The sequence below is a fragment of the Burkholderia sp. Ed8 genome (assembly GCF_040761425.1).
Classification (GTDB): Bacteria; Pseudomonadota; Gammaproteobacteria; order Burkholderiales; family Burkholderiaceae; genus Burkholderia; species Burkholderia seminalis.
This window is the reverse complement of record NZ_CP142886.1, coordinates 127,991-143,171: the sequence shown is the minus strand read 5'-3', so window position 1 is coordinate 143,171 and position 15,181 is coordinate 127,991. Positions and strand designations below refer to the sequence as shown.

Sequence of the window (15,181 nt, the reverse complement as noted above, 5' to 3'; positions counted from 1 at the left end):
CAGGCGCGAGCGCGATCGAGCCTTCGCGGCCGGGTGGGCAAAACCGATCAGGCAAAACAAACATTATGGCGCACCTCATCAACCGGCGCGAGCGGGACGCGGGGCCGTGGCCACCGCCGAGCGGCGCCCGAGCACCACGGTGGCGATCACGGCCGCCGCGAACAGCCACGTCGACGGCGTGACGGTCTCGCCGAACAGCAGGGCGGAAAAGGCGATCGTGAAGAAAATCTGCAGCAGCTGCACCTGGCCGACACGTGCGGTGCCCCCCATCGCGAGCCCCGCATACCAGGCGAAAAAGCCGATGAATTGCGAAAAAAGGGTCACGTAACCGAACGCGAGCCACGTGCGCGGCGCGAGCGGGCCCGGATGCGCGGCATGCTGCATCCACGCGAGCCAGCCGACCGGCAGCACGAGGAACGGCGCCGACACGACGAGCGCCCAGCAGATCACCTGCCAGCCGCCGATCTGGCGCGCGAGGCGCGCGCCTTCCGCGTAGCCGAGCGCGCCGATGCCGACCGCGACGAGCATCAGCGCGTCGCCGGCCTGCAGGGTGCCGCCGCCGTCGCGCAGCGCGAACGCGATCACGAGCGCGCTGCCCGCGACCGCGCTGGCCCAGAACGCCTTCGACGGCCGCTCGTGCGACAGCCACGCCGCGTACAGCGCGACGAACAGCGGCTGCAGCCCGTTGACGACCGCGCCGTGCGACGCCGGCACCGATTTCATCGCCCACGCGGAGAACACCGGATACGCGATGATCACGCCGGCCGACGTGATCGCGAGGCTTTTCAGTTGCGCGCGGGTCGGCAGCGCCTCGCGGCGCCACCACAGCAGCAGGCCGGCCGGCACGGCGGCGGCGAGCGCGCGGCCGAGCCCGTTGAGCAGCGGGTTGAGTTCGGACACGACGATTCGCGTCATCGGCAGCGTCAGGCTGAAGATCATCACGCCGATCAGGCCGAGCAGCATGCCCCGGGTTTCGCGCGAATTCATGTGGCGGTGTCTCCGTATTGCAGGTCGTTGTCGTCGGGAACGCGGCGGCGCGTTCAGCGCAGCGTACGGGCGCCTTGCGGCGTATCGAATTCGGCCACGAGCGCGGGCGGACCTTCACCCGCGTCGAGATCGAGCAGCTGGGCGGCGCCGAGCCAGTCGAGCTGCTCGCGGATGACGTCGGCACGCGGGTGGGTGCCCTTGAGCGCCTTCAGCGCGACGCCGTTGCCCGGCAGCGACTCGGCCGGGTGGCGCGGGCTGTCCCACTGGATCAGCGACGGCGCGAGCCCGTCGCCCGAGCCCTGCCAGGCGGGGAAGCTGCCGTCGTCGGGCACCGTGAGGCCCCAGCGCAGGTCGCCGCGGCTCATCGCGACCACGGGCGCGATGCGGGCCGGGTACTGGCTCTGCCACAGGGCAAGCTGGCGCGGGCGGTCGACGCGCGCGACCCAGTGCGCGAGGAACGGGCCCTGCGCGAGCCGTGCGTGCATCGCCGGATCGTCGAGGCCGAACAGCCGTGCGCGCGGCGGCTTCGCGCCGTCGTCCGCGGCGGGCGCATCGGGGTCGATCGCGATCACTTCGAGGTAGAGCCCGCCCCACGCGCCGAACAGCGCATTGTGGGTCCGCATCAGCGGGTGGCGGCCGCCGCCGGCCGGTTCGATGCCGAGCGCGTCGGCGACATGGCGAACGCCTTCGTCGAGCGTGCGCGCGGCGATCACGAGATGGTCGAGTGTCAGGGAGCGGGCTGGCATGAACGTCGGTCGGGAAGCGAAAGTGTCATGGTAGGCGGGCGAGGCGCCGGGCGGTAGCCGGCCTGGCCGGCGCACCGGCCGCGACGCGGGCCGGGCGGCGCGGCGCCGGTGCGGCGGGGCCGGAACGACGGCCGCACGCGCGCCATTCCGGTCAACTGTAATCGGCGTTACCGGCACAGTAACGGTACAATCGGCGCGATAGCCTTCGGTACAGTTGGAGCTGCCGCCCATGTCCATCGTCCCACTTGCCCAGATTCCCGCGCCGCACGACACGGCCACGCTCACGCTCGTCGACCAGTTGGTCCAGTGGGCGCGGCGGCGCATCGACGAACGCGTGTTCCGTCCCGGCATGCGGATGCCGTCGATCCGCAAGCTCGCGCTCGACAAGAGCGTGTCGCGTTTCACCGTCGTCGAGGCGTACGAGCGCCTCGTCGCACAGGGCTACCTCGACTCGCGGCGCGGCTCGGGCTTCTACGTGCGCGAGCGCACGGGCGCCGGCCCGCAGCCGGCCGACGGCGTCGCGCGCGTGGCCGAGGCCGCGCCCGTGCACAACACGATCGACGTCGTCTGGCTGCTGCGCAACATGCTGCACACCGTCAGCCCGGAGAAGGGGCCGGGCCTCGGCTACCTGCCGGGCCGCTGGCTCGACGGCGAGCTGATCACCGGCGCGCTGCGCGCGCTGGGGCGCCAGTCGGGCGCGCAGATGCTCGGTTTCGGCACCGCGCAGGGCTTCCTGCCGCTGCGCCAGCAACTGCAGACGCGCCTCGCCGAAGTCGAGATCGGCGCGAAACCCGAGCAGATCGTGCTCGTCTCGGGGATCACACAGGCGATCGACCTGATTTCGCGGATCTACATGCGGCCCGGCGACGCGGTGATCGTCGGCGATCCCGCGTGGTTCCAGATGTTCGGGCGCTTCGCGGCGCAGGGCGCGCAGCTCGTCGGGATGCCGTACACGCCCGACGGCCCCGATCTCGACGCGCTCGAAACGCTGGTGCAGATGTGGCGGCCGAAGATGCTCGTGATCAACTCGGTGCTGCAGAACCCGACCGGCACGTCGCTGTCGGCCGCGCAGGCGTTCCGGATCCTGAAGCTCGCGGAGGCGTACGATTTCCTCGTCGTCGAGGACGACGTGTACGGCGACCTGTGCCCGCCGAGTTATCCGGCCACGCGCCTCGCGAGCCTCGACCAGTTGAAGCGCGTGATCTACCTCGGCAGCTATTCGAAGACGCTCGCGGCGAACCTGCGGGTCGGTTACGTGGCGTGCGCGCCGGAGATCGCGAAGGCGGTCACCGACCAGAAGATGCTGGTCGGGATGACGACGCCCGAGCTCAACGAGCGCGTGCTGTACAAGATCCTGACCGAAGGGCATTACCGGCGCCACGTCGAGCGGCTGCGCGCGCGGCTCGACGGCGTGCGCGACAAGACCGCGCGGATGCTCGAGCGCACCGGGCTCGGGCTGTTCACGATGCCGGCGGCCGGGATGTTCCTGTGGGCCGACACGGGCGTCGATTCGGACGCGCTCGCGGCGGTCGCGCACGAGGCCGGCTTCCTGCTGACGCCGGGCAGCCTGTTCTCGCCGCAGCAGTCGCCGTCGACCTGGATGCGCTTCAATGTCGCGAACTGCGGCGATCCGGCGCTGCCGGGGCTGCTGGCCGGCTATATCGACTCGGCGGTGCGGCGCGCGTCGTGACGCGGCGCGTCGTGTCTTGAAATCGCGCGCGCCGTCCCCAGATACGCGCGCAAACCGCTGGCGCCGGGCGGTCGTCCTCCACGGACTCGCGGGCATCGCGCCCCGGGCGCCTGCGCCACACCATCCCTGTTCAAGTAAGAGGAAACAGCATCCATGGCACATGAAACGATGAGCTTTCAGGCAGAGGTCAAGCAACTCCTCCACCTGATGATCCATTCGCTCTACAGCAACAAGGAAATCTTCCTGCGCGAACTGGTGTCGAACGCGTCCGACGCGGTCGACAAGCTGCGTTTCGAAGCGCTCGCGGACAACGCGCTGTACGAGAACGATCCGAACCTGCGCATCCGCATCGGCTACGACAAGGCCGCGCGCACCATCACGATCGACGACAACGGCATCGGCATGAGCCGCGACGAGGCGATCGCGAACCTCGGCACGATCGCGCGCTCGGGCACCAAGGAATTCTTCACGAAGCTGTCGGGCGACCAGCAGAAGGACGCGGCGCTGATCGGCCAGTTCGGCGTCGGTTTCTACTCGGGCTTCATCGTCGCGGACAAGATCACCGTCGAGACGCGCCGCGCCGGCCTGCCGGCGAACCAAGCCGTGCGCTGGGAAAGCGCGGGCGAGGGCGACTTCACGATCGACGCGATCGAGCGCGCGCAGCGCGGCACGACGATCACGCTGCACCTGCGCGAGGGCGAGGACGAGCTGCTGTCGTCGCACCGCCTGCGCTCGATCATCCAGAAGTACTCCGATCACATCGCGCTGCCGATCCTGATGCGCAAGGAAGAATGGGATCAGGAAAAGGGCGAGATGGTCCTGAAGGACGAGGACGAGACCGTCAACCAGGCGAGCGCGCTGTGGACGCGTTCGAAGAGCGACGTCACCGACGAGCAGTACACGCAGTTCTACCAGCACATCGCGCACGATCACCAGGATCCGCTCACCTGGACGCACAACCGCGTCGAGGGCCGCAGCGAATACACGCAACTGCTGTTCGTGCCGTCGCACGCGCCGTTCGACCTGTGGAACCGCGACTATCGCGGCGGCCTGAAGCTGTACGTGAAGCGCGTGTTCATCATGGACGACGCCGAGCAGCTGCTGCCGCAATACCTGCGTTTCGTGAAGGGCGTCGTCGATTCGGCCGACCTGCCGCTGAACGTGTCGCGCGAGATCCTGCAGGAAAGCCGCGACGTGAAGGCGATCCGCGAAGGCGTGACCAAGCGCGCGCTGTCGATGCTCGAGGAGCTCGCCAATGCGGAAGACGAAACCGGCAAGGAAAAGTACAAGACGTTCTGGGGCGCGTTCGGCCAGGTGCTGAAGGAAGGCCTCGGCGAGGATCACGCGAACCGCGAGCGCATCGCGAAGCTGCTGCGCTTCGCGTCGACGCACGGCGACACCGACGCTCAGGACGTGTCGCTCGCCGACTACGTGTCGCGCATGAAGCCCGAGCAGAGCAAGATCTACTACGTGACCGCCGATACGTGGCAGGCCGCGAAGAACAGCCCGCACCTCGAAGTGTTCCGGAAGAAGGGCGTCGAGGTGCTGCTGCTGACCGATCGCGTCGACGAATGGATGCTGTCGTTCCTGCATGAATTCGACGGCAAGCCGCTCGCGAGCGTGGCCCGCGGCGATCTCGATCTCGGCGAGCTGAACGACGAGGAGAAGAAGGCGCAGGAGCAGGCGGGCGAAGCGATCAAGCCGGTCGTCGAGAAGATGAAGGAAGCGCTCGGCGACAAGGTGAAGGAAGTGCGCGTCACGTTCCGCCTGACCGATTCGCCGTCGTGCCTCGTCGCGGACGACAACGACATGAGCGGCTACCTGCAGCGGATGCTGAAGGCCGCAGGGCAGAACGCGCCGGCGATGCAGCCGATCCTCGAGATCAATCCCGATCACGCGCTCGTGAAGCAGCTGAACGCCGACAGCGCCGATTTCGGCGACTGGTGCCATCTGCTGTTCGATCAGGCGCTGCTGGCCGAAGGCGGCATGCTCGACGATCCGGCGAGCTTCGTGAAGCGGACCAACGCGCTGCTGCTGTCGCGCGCCGCGTGAATCCGCGCATGCGATTCGACGGCGGTCAGGCCGGCTGGCGCGAGACGCCGCGGCCGGGCTGCTCGCTCGACCAGCGCGACTGGCTGACGCGCGGCGGATCGCTGACGGCCCATCTCGCGCGGCTCGGCCGCGTGAGCGTGCGCGTGACGCGCGAGGCCGTCGACGGTCCGTGGTTCGACGAGCCGGACGCGCTTGCCAGTGCGCCGCGCGCGCCGATGTGGGTGCGCGAGGTGATCCTGTCGGTCGACGGCGTGCCGTACGTCGCCGCGCACAGCATCGCGCCGCTCGCGGCCAGCAAGGGCGTGTGGCAGGCGATGCGGCGGCTGCGCACGCGGCCGCTCGCGGAGCTGCTGTACAGCGATCCGCAGGTCGAGCGCTCGGCGCTCGTCAGCCGGCGCGTGATCGCCGGTCATCCGCTGTATGCGCTCGCGAGCCATGCGCTCGGCATCGGCGCGCGCGCGCCGCATGCGTTCGCGGCGCGGCGTTCGGTGTTTCAGCGTCACGGCAAGCCGCTGATGGTCACCGAGTGCATGCTGCCGGCGCTGTGGCGCCATCTCGCCGCGCACGGCGACGGGCCGCGCTCCGTCGGGCCGCGTGGGGACGCGTGATGCTGCGGGGTTTTCCGCCGGTCGTCGCGCCGGATACGCACACGATGATCCTCGGGAGCTTTCCGGGCGAGGCGTCGCTCGATGCCGCGCAGTACTACGCGCATCCACGCAACCAGTTCTGGCGGCTGCTCGGCGCGGTGCTCGGCGAACCCGGGCTGCACGAACTCGCGTATGACGCACGGCTCGAACGCGTGCTTGCGCACGGCATCGGCGTCTGGGACGTGCTCGATGCCTGCCATCGACAAGGCAGTCTCGATTCGGCGATCCGGAATGCGAAGCCGAACGACTTTGCTTCGTTGCGCGAGCACGCGCCGTTGCTGAAGAAAGTCTGCTTCAACGGCAAGACGGCGGGGCGGTTTGCCGATGTAATCGGCGCGGCGGGTTATGAAACGCTCGTATTGCCTTCGTCGAGTCCAGCGAACGCGACGTTGTCGTTCGAACAGAAACTGGTGCTCTGGCGTGCACTTCGCACCTGAGGCGCGGTGGAGGCCGGGTCGGTGAAGCAGCGCTATCAGGCGGGCGGCGGCAGGTGCCTGGCGCCCCTGGCCGCGGTGATGCGACCCTGTGCGGCGACGAGTGGGTCGTCGGTGGTCGCCACTAGCCACAGACGCGCGTGCTCTTCGATCCGGCGGTTGTGGTCCTTCAACGGGCCCATCGCGGCAGCGGCCTTCCAGACCACCGGGCCGATTCGGCTACTCCTGCCCGACGGCGCGCCCACCAGCAGGCAGTAAGGTCCCAGCGGAAGCGATACGAACGGAAGTGCCGGACTGGCGATCACGCGCCAGTCGATGAAGGGTGTATCGCTGATCAGCAGCGGCGTGGGCAAGCCGTAGAGCACACTGAAATCGTACAGCGCCAGCTGCTCTCGCATGGCGACGTACGTTCGCCGGATGTCGTCGACGACCGCCGCGCGGATCTCGTCCTCGAACATGGGTTCCTGCGCGTAGCGGGCAAATGCCTGTCGAGCCTCCCATTGATACGCGCTGAACAGGCCGATTTCCACGCAGTCCTGCACCGCACGCTGAACCTCCGCTACAGAACCGGCTTCCCCTGGCGTTCCCAGCTGCGCAGCCCGCAAAAAGCGGGCAAGTCCTTCCTCGTGGATCGCGGGACCCTCCGCGGATGCGTCGTCGTCAGTGTTCTTGCCCAGCGGCACGTAGATATATTGCTCGGCAGCGAAATGCGATTTCTTGCCTGCATCGAACTTGATTTCGCCATCGACGCAGTCGAGATAGCGCGTCCCGATCCGGCCGTGCTCCCAAACCCAATTTTTCAGGAACGGACGGAGTGGATGCAGTCTGTCGTGATCGGCCATCGCAACCTCCAAGTTTCCCCGCATGAGCCATTCCGGCCACTCGCCGCACCCGCCGCGCCGTCGCAGCGGCCCCGCACTACAAGGCGAGCGTGCCCAGCTCCTCGTAAGTACGATGCAGCCAGACCTTGACGCGCTGCCGCTCCAGCAAGCCGAGCCCCGTGGCGGCGCGGTCGGGATGATTGACCGCCGCCCAGAAGCTCGCGCTTTGACGATCGATCTTCTGCATCGTCGTATCGGGCAGGCGGCGCAGCGTAATCACGCTGGCGCCGAGGGCCTCGGCCCGCTCGCGTTCGCCGGACGCCTCCAGAATCTCGAAGCGATCGCCGCGAACTTCATTCAGTACCAGCACCAGCTTGATTCGTCCACCGAATTCGTCGAGCCATTGCCGCAGCAGATCGACCGAATCGCGTCCGGTGTCCATCACGTGCCACCACGTCAACGTGAGGCCGTGTTCTGCGGCAAAATCCAGCACGTCCGAATCGTCGAGCCATCTTGCGAGCGACTGCCGCGTCTGGGCCGCGAGGTCGACCAGTATGCGCCGCTGCGGATCTTCGAGCGCCGATTCCATGACCGGGTCGAGGCTGTCGTGCTGGTCGAGCACGGCAGGCGCGGCAAAATCGGCATAGAACCGCAGTAGCGCGCCGTGCGATCGGTCGGTATCGAAGCCCACGAAGGGCACGCTCCGATCGATGAAATACTGGGCCAGCACACGGGCGGCGAGCGATTTGCCGACGCCGCCTTTTTCCCCGCCGATGAAGTGGATGTGACTCATGAATGCGAAATCCCGTGTGATGGAGCAGGTATGGCCGGAACGGATGTTGGCAGGCTTCGATGACGTTACTGCGTACAGGTCACGTCGAAAGAGCATGCAGGTGCGACAGCAGCATGCTGTCTGACCGACGCCGATGTCAAACTGAACAAAATGGCAACCCGTTCTGGCGGCTGCTCGGCGCGGTGCTCGGCGAGCCGATGCTGCATGCGCTGTCGTACGACGCGCGGCTCGTGTGCGTGCCTTCGCATGGCATCGGCATCCGGGACGTGCTCGATGCCTGCCATCGCCAGCGCAGTCTCGATTCGGCGATCCGGAAAGCAAGACCGAACGATTTCGATTCGTCGCGCGAGCATGCGCCGCGGCTGAAGCGCGTGTGCGTCAACGGCAAGACGGCGGGGCGCTTTGCCGACGTGATCGGCCAGGCCGGGTACGAGACGCTCGTGCTGCCTTCGTCGAGCCCGGCGAAGGCAATGCCGTCGTTCGAGCGGGGGCTGGAATTCCGGCGTCGACGGCCGATGCCGGTTCGGCACGATCGTCAATCGTCCTCGCCCCATCGCCACCGGGGCTTCTCGCCTTTGAGCCAGCACACCGCAATCAGCAGCGCGACCCACACCGCGATGCAAACGGCGTATGCAAGCGGCGAGCGTTGCGGCGGCACCCGCCATGCAGTCGCGATGATGCCGGCCGCGAACAGCAGCAGCACGACCCAGCCCTGCCACGCGACCGGCAAACCCCATCCCCAGCCGTAGCGTTTCGCCGGAAACCAGATCTTCCTGTCGTTCGATGTCATGTGTCCTCCTTCGATCGATGAAGGCAGCCTCGCGTCGACGGCATCCGGGATCGTGCACCGCGCGTCGCGGCCGCCATCACGCACCAATGCTATCCTCTCGTCCGCCAAAACCAGCATCACCCAGCGAGATTCAATCATGACCCGACTGATCAAGCGCGCGTCCGCCGAGGCGCGTGCATTCAAGCAAGGCAAGCCGTCCTCGTACAACGGCTCCGAAAAGCTTCAGCCGCCGCGTGTGAAGCGTCGCCCGGACATCGACGAACACGACGACGTGCCGGTGCTCGAAGCGCCGCGCAAGCCGCGCTTCGCGCCCGTTACGTTCTCCGAAGAAGGCGGCGTGCGCTTCCTGCACTTCGGTACCGAATGGGTGCAGGGCGCGATGCGGATCTCGAAGCCGCTTGCCATCGAGCTCGAATACGCGCAGCAGATGATGGCATGGCTGCTGTTCCTCGAAACGCCCGAGCGGATCGTCCAGCTCGGGCTCGGCACCGGCGCGCTGACCAAGTTCTCGCACCGTTTCCTGCCGGACGCGAAGGTCGAGGCCGTCGAACTGAATCCGGCCGTGATCGTCGCCGCGCGCACGATGTTCGCGCTGCCGCCCGACGACGCGCGCCTCGTCGTGCATGAAGCCGACGCGTGGGACTTCGTCAACGACCCGGCCAACCGCGGCACGACGGGTGCGATCCAGATCGACCTGTACGACGCGACCGCGCGCGGCCCCGTGCTCGACAGCGTCGCGTTCTACCGCGCGGTGCGCGGCTGTCTCGCGGAGGCGGGCATCGCGACGATCAACCTGTTCGGCGATCATCCGAGCTTCGTGCGCAACATGAAGCACCTGAACGCGGCGTTCGATCATCGCGTGATCGCGCTGCCCGAAGTGCACGACGGCAACCGGATCGCGATCGCGTTCTCGGGCCCGGCGCTCGACGTGCCGTTCGCGCAGCTCGACGCCCGCGCGAAGCTGATCGAGGACACGCTGAAGCTGCCCGCGCGCAAGTGGGTGAAAGCTTTGAAAGAAACGACCGGCGCACGCGACACCTCGTTCGCGATCTGACGCTTCACGCACCGGCGGCAGCCCGGTGCAACCATGCGACAAGGGGCGGATCACCTCGGGTTCGCCCCTGCTTGACCGCGTGCTCGCGGCTCCTATACTGGCGCGAAGCCAGGGGAGCCGCAGCCTACCCGTTTCGCCGCTCCTCCCGGCGCCGTACCCGCTCAACAAGATCGATATCCGGGAAAGAAGAGGAGACGTCATGGCTCACGATGCCGACGCCAACCGGGCCGCGAAGCGCTGGCTCTGGCTGCTGGTACTGCCGCTGATTGCGATGGTCTGGGTACCGTCGTACAGCAAGATCGAACCGCAGATGTTCGGTTTTCCGTTTTTCTACTGGTATCAGCTGCTTTGGGTCTTCATCAGCGCGGTGATCACCGCGTTCGTGTACTTCAAGACCAAGAACGCTTGGAAGGCGGGCGGCCCGCAGGGAGGTGCGCGATGAATCTCGGTGCAACCTTCGTCTTCGTCCTGCTGTTCATCGGCGTCACGATCATCGGTTTCCTGGCCGCGAACTGGCGGCGCGGCGATCTCGCCCATCTCGACGAATGGGGCCTCGGCGGACGCCGCTTCGGCACGATCGTCACGTGGTTCCTGCTCGGCGGCGACCTCTACACGGCCTACACGTTCGTCGCGGTGCCCGCGCTCGTGTTCGGCGCCGGCGCGATGGGCTTCTTCGCGCTGCCTTATACGATCCTGATCTATCCGTTCGCGTTCGTCGTGTTCCCGAAGCTGTGGAGCATCGCGAAGCGGCACGGCTACGTGACGTCCGCCGACTTCGTCAACGCGCGCTACGGCAGCCGGATGCTCGCGCTGGCGATCGCGGTGACGGGCATCGTCGCGACGATGCCGTACATCGCGCTGCAGCTCGTCGGCATCGAAGTGGTGATCGGCGCGCTCGGCTTCGACACGACCGGCTTCGTCGGTGACCTGCCGCTGATCATCGCGTTCGCGATCCTCGCCGCGTACACGTACACGTCGGGGCTGCGTGCCCCGGCCATGATCGCGATCGTGAAGGACATCCTGATCTACATCACGATCGCGGCGGCGGTCGTCGTGATCCCGGCGAAGCTCGGCGGCTTCGGGCACATCTTCGCGAGCGTGCCGCCGGCGAAGCTGCTGCTGAAGGCGCCCGATGCGGCGAGCCTGAACGGCTACAGCGCGTACGCGACGCTCGCGATCGGCTCGGCGCTCGCGCTGTTCCTGTACCCGCACTCGGTCACGGCGATCCTGTCGTCGTCGTCGGGCAACTCGATTCGCCGCAACATGGCGATGCTGCCCGCGTACTCGTTCGTGCTCGGCCTGCTCGCGCTGCTCGGCTACATGGCGCTCGCGTCGGGCGTGAAGGACATGCCGCAGTACGCGCCGTACTTCAAGGCGTTCGGTCCGAACTTCGCGGTGCCCGCGCTGTTCCTCGAGTACTTCCCGTCGTGGTTCGTCGGTGTCGCGTTCGCGGCGATCGGCATCGGTGCGCTGGTGCCGGCGGCGATCATGTCGATCGCGGCCGCGAACCTGTACACGCGCAACATCCACCGCGAGTTCGTGAACCGCAACATGACGCACGAGCAGGAGACGCACGTCGCGAAGCTCGTGTCGCTGATCGTGAAGGTCGGCGCGGTCGCGTTCATCCTCGGGCTGCCGCTGACCTACGCGATCCAGCTGCAGCTGCTCGGCGGGATCTGGATCATCCAGACGCTGCCTGCGATCGTGCTCGGCCTGTACACGCGCGTGCTCGACCATCGCGGTTTGCTGGCCGGCTGGGCGGCAGGCATCGTGTGCGGCACGTGGATGGCGATTTCGCTGAAGCTGGCCGGCTCGATCTTCACGATCCACCTGTTCGGCCTCGCGATTCCCGGCTACGCGGCCGTCTGGTCGCTGATCGTGAACCTGGTGGTGGCGGTGGCGGTGAGCGTGCTGGTGCGCGTGATGGGCATGGCGCACGCGGAAGACCGCACGCGGCCGGAGGACTATCTCGACGTCGTCGAGGGCTGACGGCGGCGGCATGCGCGGCGGTGTGCCGCGCATGCGTCGCGCGGCAACGAAAACGCCCGCCACCGCAACGTGGCGGGCGTTCCTCTTGCATCAGCCCTGCGCGTGTTTCGCGAGTGCCTCGCGTTGCGACAGGTCCTCGACGTTGACCATCCAGTGCACGCCGAAACGATCCTTCGCCATCCCGAAGCCGAGCGCCCAGAACGTCTTGCCGAACGGCATCGTCACTTCGCCGCCGTCGGCGAGCGCATTGAACAGCTTCTGCCCTTCGTCGACCGTCGCCGGGTTCAGCGACAGCGAATAACCGGCGTGCGCGGCGCCGGCCGGCTGGCTGCAGTCGCCGTCCGAGCACATGATCATCGAGTCGCCGATCGTGAAGCTCGCGTGCATCACCTTGTCGGCCATCTCCGGCGACATCGGGTGGTCGGGGTTCGGCGGCCCATCCTTGAAGTGCATCTTGAACATGGTCTTCGCACCGAGCGCCTTTTCGTAGAACTGAAGGGCTTCGTCGGCGCGACCGTAGAACGTCAGGTACGGTTGGACTTGCATCGTTGTCTCCTGTAATGGGCCGTGCCAGCGCGTCGGCGCGGGTTCGGCGTCGTGCAAGATTGACTGGGGAAGGGCGCATCGGGAGGCGGCCGCCGCACCCGTGACGTGGATTGTAGTGCGCGCGCTTGACGATGGAATGAAAAATAAAAACGGCCGCGAACATCCCGTTCGCGGCCGTGTGCGGCGTGCTTGCCGACGGCTGTTGCCCGTGTTGCTGACAGCCGCTGACGCGCGTGGCGGGTCAGCGCAGCGCGTCGATCAGCTTCTCGAGCTTCACCGCGTCGGCGGCGAATACGCGGATGCCTTCCGCGAGCTTCTCGGTCGCCATCGCTTCGTCGTTCAGCTGGAAGCGGAACGACGCCTCGTCGATCGCGACGCGCTCGGACGGCTTGTCCTGCAGCGATTCCGGCGACAGCTTGCGCGCGACCGTCTCGTTGCTGTCCTGCAGCTTCTGCAGCAAATCGGGACTGATGGTCAGCAGGTCGCAGCCGGCGAGTTCGGTGATCTGGCTCGTGGTGCGGAAGCTTGCGCCCATCACTTCGGTCTTGTAGCCGAACGTCTTGTAGTACGTGTAGATGCGGCGCACCGACTGCACGCCCGGATCGTTCGCGCCGCCGTCCTTCTCTTCGTTCCATTCCGCGCCGGCCTGTTTCTTGTACCAGTCGTAGATGCGGCCGACGAACGGCGAGATCAGTTGCGCGCCGGCTTCCGCGCACGCGGCGGCCTGCACGAGCGAGAAAAGCAGGGTCATGTTGCACTTGATCCCGTCCTTCTGCAGCACCTCGGCCGCGCGGATGCCTTCCCACGTCGATGCGAGCTTGATCAGGATGCGGTCGCGGCCGATGCCGGCTGCTTCGTACAGCTTGATGAGCTCGCGGCCCTTGTCGATCGAGCGTTGCGTGTCGAACGACAGGCGCGCGTCGACTTCGGTCGACACACGGCCCGGGATCAGCTTCAGGATCTCGGTGCCGAAGGCGATCAGCAGGCGGTCGATGATGAAATCGGTGCTTTCGTTGCGGTGATCGCGGACGGTTTTCTCGAGGATCGGCTTGTACGCATCCTTCTGGACGGCCTTCAGGATCAGCGACGGGTTCGTGGTCGCGTCCTGCGGCTTGTATTGCGCAAGCTGCTGGAAGTCGCCCGTGTCGGCGACGACGGTCGTGTACTGCTTCAGCTGGTCGAGTGCGGTAGTCATGGCGATTCGGAAGAAGGGCGCGGGGCGCCGGGTTCTCACGGGCCGCGCGAGCGCGGCGGCGAAGCGAAGCGGCGCGTGGCGCCGCTTCCGGATCCATCATTTTAGGCCCGATTCGTGTCGAGCACGTTTTGGCGTGCCCGAGGCACGCCGCGACAGGCCGCGGGCCGCGTCACGCGGGGCGCCGCGCGTTCAGGATCACCTGCGTGACGATCCCCGCGACGAGCCCCCAGAACGCCGAGCCGATCGACAGCAGCGTGAGGCCCGACGCGGTGACCATGAACGTGACGAGCGCGGCCTCGCGCTGCTTCACGTCCTGCATCGCGTTCGCGAGCCCGCTCATGATCGAGCCGAACAGCGCGAGCGCGGCGACCGATACCACGAGCGCCTTCGGCAGCGCCGCGAACAGCGCGGCGATCGTCGCGCCGAAGATGCCGGCGACCAGGTAGAACATGCCGCACCACACGGCGGCCGTGTAGCGCTTCGCGTGATCCTCGTGCGCTTCGGGGCCCGTACAGATCGCGGCCGTGATCGCCGCGAGGTTCACGCCGTGCGAGCCGAACGGCGCGAGCAGCAGCGACGCGAGGCCGGTCGTCGCGATCAGCGGCGACGACGGTGTCGGGTAGCCGTCTGCGCGCAGCACCGCGATGCCCGGCACGTTCTGCGACGCCATCGCGACGACGAACAGCGGAATGCCGATGCTGACGATCGACGCGATCGAGAGCGCGGGCATCGTGAACACCGGTTGCGCGAGCGCGATGTGGAAGCGGCTGAAGTCGAGCAGGCCGAGGCCGCCGGCCACCGCCGTGCCGACGATCAGCGTGGTCACGATCGCATAACGCGGCGCGAGCCGCTTGACGATCAGGTAGGTGAAGAACATCGCGAGCACGAGCGCGGTCTGGAACTGCGCGGCGCGAAAGATCTCGATGCCGATCTCGAACAGGATGCCCGCGAGCAGCGCGGCGGCGATGCCGGCCGGAATCCGGCGCATCAGCGTGTCGAACAGGCCGCTCATGCCGACGGCCGTCAGCAGCAGCGCGCACACGACGAACGCGCCGATCGCCTCGGCGTAGGGCACGCCGGGCAGCGACGCGATCAGCAGCGCGGCGCCGGGCGTCGACCACGCGACGACGACGGGCGCGCGAAACCGCAGCGACAGGCCGATCGTCGTCAGCGCCATGCCGATCGACAGCGCCCAGATCCACGACGAGATCTGCGCATCGGTGAGGTGGGCGGCGCGGCCGGCCTGGAACATCAGCACGAGCGAACTCGTGTAGCCGGTCATCATCGCGACGAAGCCGGCGACGAGCGCCGACACGGACGTATCGGCGAAAAAGCGGCGGCCGCCGGCGCGGCTGGCGCTCGCGGTGGGCGAGGGATTCATGCTATCTCCGGGGGAGGCCGCTCGGACGCGGCCCTTGTTTGGTGCGAGTGGGGTGG

The 15,181-nt window shown here is 67.4% G+C and carries 15 protein-coding genes and 1 pseudogene; 8 read left to right on the top strand and 8 right to left on the bottom strand.

Annotated features, from left to right (window positions below; translation table 11 throughout):
- Positions 1-78: 78 nt before the first annotated feature.
- Positions 79-987: a DMT family transporter gene (locus VXM69_RS14470; protein WP_034190722.1), complete on the bottom strand. Its 909-nt coding sequence runs from the start codon at positions 985-987 to the stop codon at positions 79-81.
- A gap of 53 nt (positions 988-1,040) precedes the next feature.
- Entirely contained in the window at positions 1,041-1,733 is a 693-nt protein-coding gene (locus VXM69_RS14465; RefSeq protein WP_049031290.1) for a VOC family protein, read from the bottom strand.
- A 229-nt stretch (positions 1,734-1,962) separates the two neighbouring features.
- On the opposite strand from VXM69_RS14465, the gene VXM69_RS14460 reads away from it, so the two are divergent.
- From VXM69_RS14460 to VXM69_RS14445, 4 genes are all read left to right on the top strand, one after another.
- Positions 1,963-3,423: a PLP-dependent aminotransferase family protein gene (locus tag VXM69_RS14460; protein ID WP_034190724.1), complete on the top strand. Its 1,461-nt coding sequence runs from the start codon at positions 1,963-1,965 to the stop codon at positions 3,421-3,423.
- 153 nt (positions 3,424-3,576) lie between these two features.
- A complete protein-coding gene (gene htpG / locus VXM69_RS14455) occupies positions 3,577-5,475 on the top strand; it encodes a molecular chaperone HtpG (RefSeq protein WP_069705577.1) in 1,899 nt (632 codons plus the stop codon).
- A gap of 8 nt (positions 5,476-5,483) precedes the next feature.
- On the top strand, positions 5,484-6,083 hold the full coding sequence (locus tag VXM69_RS14450) for a chorismate lyase (RefSeq protein WP_069705631.1): 600 nt from the start codon (positions 5,484-5,486) through the stop codon (positions 6,081-6,083).
- Complete coding sequence (locus tag VXM69_RS14445) at positions 6,083-6,559, top strand: DNA-deoxyinosine glycosylase (RefSeq protein WP_034190726.1); 477 nt, start codon at positions 6,083-6,085, stop codon at positions 6,557-6,559. Before VXM69_RS14450 ends, VXM69_RS14445 begins: the two co-directional genes overlap by 1 nt.
- 35 nt (positions 6,560-6,594) lie before the next feature.
- Here VXM69_RS14445 and VXM69_RS14440 read toward each other — a convergent pair whose 3' ends face one another.
- On the bottom strand, positions 6,595-7,398 hold the full coding sequence (locus VXM69_RS14440; RefSeq protein WP_034190831.1) for a hypothetical protein: 804 nt from the start codon (positions 7,396-7,398) through the stop codon (positions 6,595-6,597).
- 76 nt (positions 7,399-7,474) lie between these two features.
- Complete coding sequence (locus VXM69_RS14435) at positions 7,475-8,170, bottom strand: mobilization protein (protein WP_049031027.1); 696 nt, start codon at positions 8,168-8,170, stop codon at positions 7,475-7,477.
- Between the two features lie 155 nt (positions 8,171-8,325).
- On the opposite strand from VXM69_RS14435, the pseudogene VXM69_RS14430 reads away from it, so the two are divergent.
- Positions 8,326-8,658 (top strand): annotated as a pseudogene (locus tag VXM69_RS14430) (DNA-deoxyinosine glycosylase); the annotation flags it as partial.
- 47 nt (positions 8,659-8,705) lie between these two features.
- On the opposite strand, the gene VXM69_RS14425 reads toward VXM69_RS14430, so the two are convergent.
- Entirely contained in the window at positions 8,706-8,960 is a 255-nt protein-coding gene (locus VXM69_RS14425; RefSeq protein ID WP_082744701.1) for a hypothetical protein, read from the bottom strand.
- A 136-nt stretch (positions 8,961-9,096) separates the two neighbouring features.
- Between VXM69_RS14425 and VXM69_RS14420 the strand changes: the two genes are divergently transcribed.
- From VXM69_RS14420 to mctP, 3 genes are all read left to right on the top strand, one after another.
- A complete protein-coding gene (locus tag VXM69_RS14420) occupies positions 9,097-10,014 on the top strand; it encodes a spermidine synthase (protein WP_049031028.1) in 918 nt (305 codons plus the stop codon).
- Between the two features lie 199 nt (positions 10,015-10,213).
- Positions 10,214-10,456 (top strand): DUF3311 domain-containing protein, encoded by a 243-nt coding sequence (locus VXM69_RS14415; RefSeq protein ID WP_034190729.1) that lies wholly within the window; start codon positions 10,214-10,216, stop codon positions 10,454-10,456.
- A complete protein-coding gene (gene mctP / locus VXM69_RS14410; protein ID WP_034190730.1) occupies positions 10,453-12,003 on the top strand; it encodes a monocarboxylate uptake permease MctP in 1,551 nt (516 codons plus the stop codon). The genes VXM69_RS14415 and mctP overlap by 4 nt, the downstream gene beginning before the upstream one ends.
- Positions 12,004-12,093: 90 nt before the next feature.
- Here the strand turns inward: mctP and VXM69_RS14405 are convergent, their stop codons facing one another.
- From VXM69_RS14405 to VXM69_RS14395, 3 genes are all read right to left on the bottom strand, one after another.
- On the bottom strand, positions 12,094-12,549 hold the full coding sequence (locus VXM69_RS14405) for a VOC family protein (protein WP_034190731.1): 456 nt from the start codon (positions 12,547-12,549) through the stop codon (positions 12,094-12,096).
- 241 nt (positions 12,550-12,790) lie between these two features.
- Positions 12,791-13,744: a transaldolase gene (gene tal, locus VXM69_RS14400; RefSeq protein ID WP_049031029.1), complete on the bottom strand. Its 954-nt coding sequence runs from the start codon at positions 13,742-13,744 to the stop codon at positions 12,791-12,793.
- A 169-nt stretch (positions 13,745-13,913) separates the two neighbouring features.
- Complete coding sequence (locus VXM69_RS14395; protein ID WP_034190733.1) at positions 13,914-15,125, bottom strand: benzoate/H(+) symporter BenE family transporter; 1,212 nt, start codon at positions 15,123-15,125, stop codon at positions 13,914-13,916.
- Positions 15,126-15,181 lie beyond the last annotated feature (56 nt).